This is a genomic window from Serinicoccus chungangensis (assembly GCF_001483745.1).
Lineage (GTDB): Bacteria > Actinomycetota > Actinomycetes > Actinomycetales > Dermatophilaceae > Ornithinicoccus > Ornithinicoccus chungangensis_A.
In genome coordinates this window covers 1-4,160 of sequence record NZ_LQBL01000023.1, presented here as the reverse complement: position 1 = coordinate 4,160, position 4,160 = coordinate 1, and the positions used below count along the sequence as shown (strand labels likewise).

5 protein-coding genes and 1 pseudogene are annotated in these 4,160 nt (G+C 64.3%); 3 read left to right on the top strand and 3 right to left on the bottom strand.

Annotated features, from left to right (window positions below):
• On the top strand, positions 1–303 hold a 303-nt coding region (locus AVL62_RS07070; protein ID WP_327281781.1), incomplete at its 5' end, for a UDP binding domain-containing protein.
• An 87-nt stretch (positions 304–390) separates the two neighbouring features.
• Complete coding sequence (locus tag AVL62_RS07065; protein ID WP_153011710.1) at positions 391–1,800, top strand: hypothetical protein; 1,410 nt, start codon at positions 391–393, stop codon at positions 1,798–1,800.
• Between the two features lie 65 nt (positions 1,801–1,865).
• On the opposite strand, the gene AVL62_RS17520 is transcribed toward AVL62_RS07065, so the two are convergent.
• Positions 1,866–2,069, bottom strand: a complete 204-nt coding sequence (locus AVL62_RS17520) for a hypothetical protein (RefSeq protein WP_083518771.1) — start codon at positions 2,067–2,069, stop codon at positions 1,866–1,868.
• A gap of 230 nt (positions 2,070–2,299) precedes the next feature.
• Here AVL62_RS17520 and AVL62_RS07060 point away from each other — a divergent pair, with 230 nt between their 5' ends.
• Positions 2,300–2,863 (top strand): hypothetical protein, encoded by a 564-nt coding sequence (locus AVL62_RS07060; protein WP_058890959.1) that lies wholly within the window; start codon positions 2,300–2,302, stop codon positions 2,861–2,863.
• A 47-nt stretch (positions 2,864–2,910) separates the two neighbouring features.
• Here AVL62_RS07060 and AVL62_RS07055 read toward each other — a convergent pair.
• Positions 2,911–3,285: pseudogene (locus AVL62_RS07055) on the bottom strand (transposase); the annotation flags it as partial.
• A gap of 86 nt (positions 3,286–3,371) precedes the next feature.
• Positions 3,372–4,160: class I SAM-dependent methyltransferase (locus AVL62_RS07050; RefSeq protein WP_058890957.1), on the bottom strand; the 789-nt coding region annotated here is incomplete at its 5' end.

Genomic DNA, 4,160 nt, shown 5'->3' with positions numbered 1-4,160 from the left:
GCCGACATCCTGGACCGGCACCCGCGCCGGGTCGGGATCTACCGGCTCATCATGAAGGCCGGGTCCGACAACTTCCGCGCCTCCAGCGTGCAGGGCGTCATGTCCCGGCTGCAGGCCCGCGGGGTGGAGATCGTCATCTACGAGCCGTCCTACGACCGCGACACCTTCCAGGGGTGCCGCGTGGTGCGGGACCTCGGCGCGTTCGCGGAGATGGCCGACATCGTCATCGCCAACCGTCTCGACGAGCACAGCGAGCAGTTCGGCGACAAGCTCTACACCCGCGACCTCTACGGGCGCGACTGACCGCCGGCCCCCCGCGACCGGTTTGGCACCATGAGCGAAAACCCAACCCCTGCCTGTCAGAGTCAGCGCGAAGGCTAAGGTCAAATGATGAGCAGCTTGGACTTTGCCCGAGGCTGGATCTTCACCACCGGGCCCAGAGAGCGGCCGGTCAAGGTTCCCCAGGACTGGCAAACGTGCGCCGTCTGTGAACTGACGGGTTGGGTTCATCCGTCTACTCGCATCACACACGCGATGGAAGACGACGCCGCCGTTGTTTTCATCGGCAGAGTCGTCGACCTGGAGGCTGACTCTGGCGACGCCGGGGTGATCGCACAAGAACTTCTTGGCACTCTTCGCTCTGACGGGCTGGAAGCCACGATCCGGCGTGTCTCGTACTTGGGAGGTCGCTACGTCGCACTGATTCGATGGAATGGCGAGTGGGCATGCGTACCGGATGCGGGGGCCATGATGAAGGCCTTCTGGGGCTCGCGCGACGGTGCCCACATCATCGCGTCCCACCAACCGCTTGTCGCCGACGCAGTGTCTGCGTCGCAGTCCCCACAGGCGCTAGAGCTTAGAAGACGGTTAAGTGCTCAGCGCAGGACGGGAACAGTGTTCTGGCCCGGAGCGCTCAGCCCCTACCAGGGAATCCGGCCCCTGTTGGCGAATCACGCGCTGCGGTGGACGTCCGGCGAGTCCCCCCGTCACGAGCGCTTCTACCCGTGGATGGACCTACCGCAGATGACTCCCGCCGAGAGCCGGGAGAAGTTCACCCAACTGTTCCGAGATCATGTGAGGCTACTCATGGCGTCGCAGCCGGTGGTAGCGGTGTCTCTCACGGGAGGCGACGACAGCCAGGCGACCCTTGCGGCGGCGCTTGAGTACTGGCGGCCCGGCGACATCACGTGGACCTACTACGACTTCAGAAACCCGACCGCACTTGGCCAGAAGGACCTGCTGCGGGCAAACGGGCTGGCGGTCCGGCTGGGCCTGGTGCACAAGGTCGTCCCACTCGCCGCCCCAAGCTCCAACGACTTTCAACGTTCGTACGATCGGTCCTTCACTAGCACCCGGCAGAACCCTGTCCTCGCACATGCAGTGCATGAGCACCTAAGCTCCAACATCCTAGAGTTGCATTCATTAGTCGCTGAGGTCGGCACCGGTTTCTACAGCAACAACACCGGGGCGCAGCTGTCCCCCGAGGGGCTTCGTGACCTGTTTCAAGGTGCCAACGACTTCACGGGCGTTCCAGGACTTCGTCAGGTGATGGAGGACTTCATCGACTACAGCAACTTTTCGGAGGAGTCCCTTCGCGACCGAGACTTCAAGGACATGTTTTACTGGGAGGGCAGGTTAGGTACTTGGGGATCGTTGCGGGTGCAAGAACTGACGATGTCGCATGATGTAGCTCTTCCGTTCAATCAGCGCGACATCATCGAGGCCCTGCAGACCAGTCCCCAAGAAGAGCGCGACGCCCGCTCGCCCCTGCGGGCGCTGGCGGCCGATCGGTTGAGCTAGGTCGTATGGAGCAACTTCTCCATCGGAGAGGTTGAGGGCGGGAACCTCGCTTGAAATCCGGCTCTTCACGATCCAGGGTGTAGTCGTGGCCTGAACCCGCCGGCCTCGAGGAGTGCTCGTGCGATGTAGTTGGTGAGGTTGCGAAAGCCGAGGGCCAGGCCGCGCAGGTGCTCGAGTCGGCCGTTGATCGTTATCTGGAGCGGGACCGTGCCGATCGCGTCGTTGTTGAAGTTGTGTGTCGGCGACATGTCGCTGACGGAGGGCTTCACGTGTTGGCTCGCTGCTCGCCGAGGGACTCGGCGAGCCGTGCCCGTAGGGCACGGTTCTCCTAGCGAAGCGTCGTGATCTCGCTGCGCAGGTTGGCCAGGAGTTCGTCGCGGGAGGCCCTGACTTTGGACAGGTAGTGCGTCATGCAGATTCGGCGGGCGGCTGACCTGCGGTGATCGCTCGCGCGTGAGGTGGTTTCACGCACTAAGAGGGTGCGTCTAGCCTCGTTGTCGTGGCGTTCATCAGGCGGGTGCCGACGAAGTCGGGGGCGGCGGCCGTGCAGATCGCCGAGTACGCGGGCGGGCGGCAGCGGATCGTCAAGCACGTCGGGTCGGCTCACACCAAGGCTGAGCTCGGGGTACTGATGGCCCGGGCCCGTGAGCTGCTCGAGGACCCCGGCCAGGGTGTCCTGGAACTGGGCGTGGAACCGACGCCGCCCGCGGCGGCTCTGGTGGCGCCGGCTCCTGAGTCGACGCTGCTGGGCCAGGCGCCCGTGGCGCCACCTGTGCTGCGCAGCAGCCCGGGACGGGTCGTTGGTACGGACAGCCGGGTGCTCTTCGAGGCCCTCGCCGCGGTGTACGCCCAGCTGGGGTTCGACGCGATCGATGACGAGGTCTTCGCTGCCCTGGTGCTCGCCCGGATCGTGGAACCGACCTCGCTGCTGGACACTGCCCGCGTGCTGGCCGACCTGGGCCAGGAGGCGGCCAGCTACAAGACGATGGGTCGGGTCCTGGCACACGCCAAGGAGCGCGGCTACCGCGACCAGATCGCCGAGCGTGTCAAGTTTTCTGTGTAAGTGATGTGGGTCACAGTGGGTTTACAGGTGGGCGTTGATGCGGTCGCGCGGATCGTCATCCCGTCGGCGTACAGGCTGATGATCATGTCCTCCAGGCCGCCCAGGCAGCGGGCGCCCTTGGGCACCAACGCCGAGGCGAATGTGGAGTTACGGTCCCGCGGCTGGTCCAGGGGAACGTCCCCGACCTCGGTGCCCACCGTCTTCGGACTGGTGCCGTTGCGGGAGTTGCCGGACCCGTGCCCGGCCCGGTCACCCTTCTCATAGCCCAGGTGGTCCGACATCTCGGCCTCCATCCCGCGCTCGAGGACGGCCTTGATCATCTCGGGCAGGAACCCGCCCTCACCAGTCAGCGACAAGCCCCGCTCATCGGTCGCGGCCATCAGCTTGTCGAGCATGTCGTCATCGAACAGCTCCCGACGCAACCGGGGAGCTCAGGCTCCTGCTCGCCGGCATCCTTCTTCGGCCTAATCATGCTCACAGTCAATCTCCTCCAGGTGGAAGACCCCACTTACACAGACCCCCTGACACCTCCGTCGTACAGGATGTGCGCCATACGCGTGGCTGGCTGTACTGAAAGGGTCAGCTTGAAATCCGCCAGCCATCGGTCGATGATTGCCGACTCGTCAGGCCGCTCTGCGTCATCGACGAATATCTCCGCATGCCTGGCTAGCTTACCGAGGAGGACGGGCATCGCGGGGTAGCGCGCCTCTTTCCCTGTTGCCTGGGGCGGACCATCAACGAGGACGAAGTTGATCCCTTCGACATCCTCAAGTGCCTCGATCGCGTACCACTCAAAGTCACGGCCCTCCAGCGACAACGGCCGAAGGGGAGCCAACCTCACCTCGACAAACTGCTCGAGGCCGTGGTCCACAACCATCTGTCGGGTCTCGTCATAGAAGCGCTCGTCATGCTCGAGGGAGATCAGCTTCCCGCCTCCGCGCTCCCTCAGCAGTGCGCCGATCCACACAGTCGAAGCGCCACTGCCACACTCCACAACCAGGGGGTCGTTCTTTGTTACGGCAACGGCCTGAAGGATTCGCACCATGCTCTTGGCTTGTAACGCCCACCCCCCAAGCGTCGGCAGTGGAATTGTGGTGGGGTACAGATCATGCAGTTGCATCACGGCTTGGACCTCATTAGTGGTGTCCCGTGTGAGCCGCTGCAGCCGCCGCGTCGTGTCGATGCGCCAGTCTGCTTGGGGGGTGAGCAGATCCACGATCTGCGCAGAACTGCCCTTCACCTGGGCACACAGCTCATCCACGCGACCTCGCATCGAGCGCAGTCCGTCCTCGCCCTC

Coding starts and splice junctions, on each gene's coding strand:
- AVL62_RS07065 (WP_153011710.1), top strand. CDS start 391: ATGAGCAGCTTGGACTTTGCCCGAGGCTGGATCTTCACCACCGGGCCC.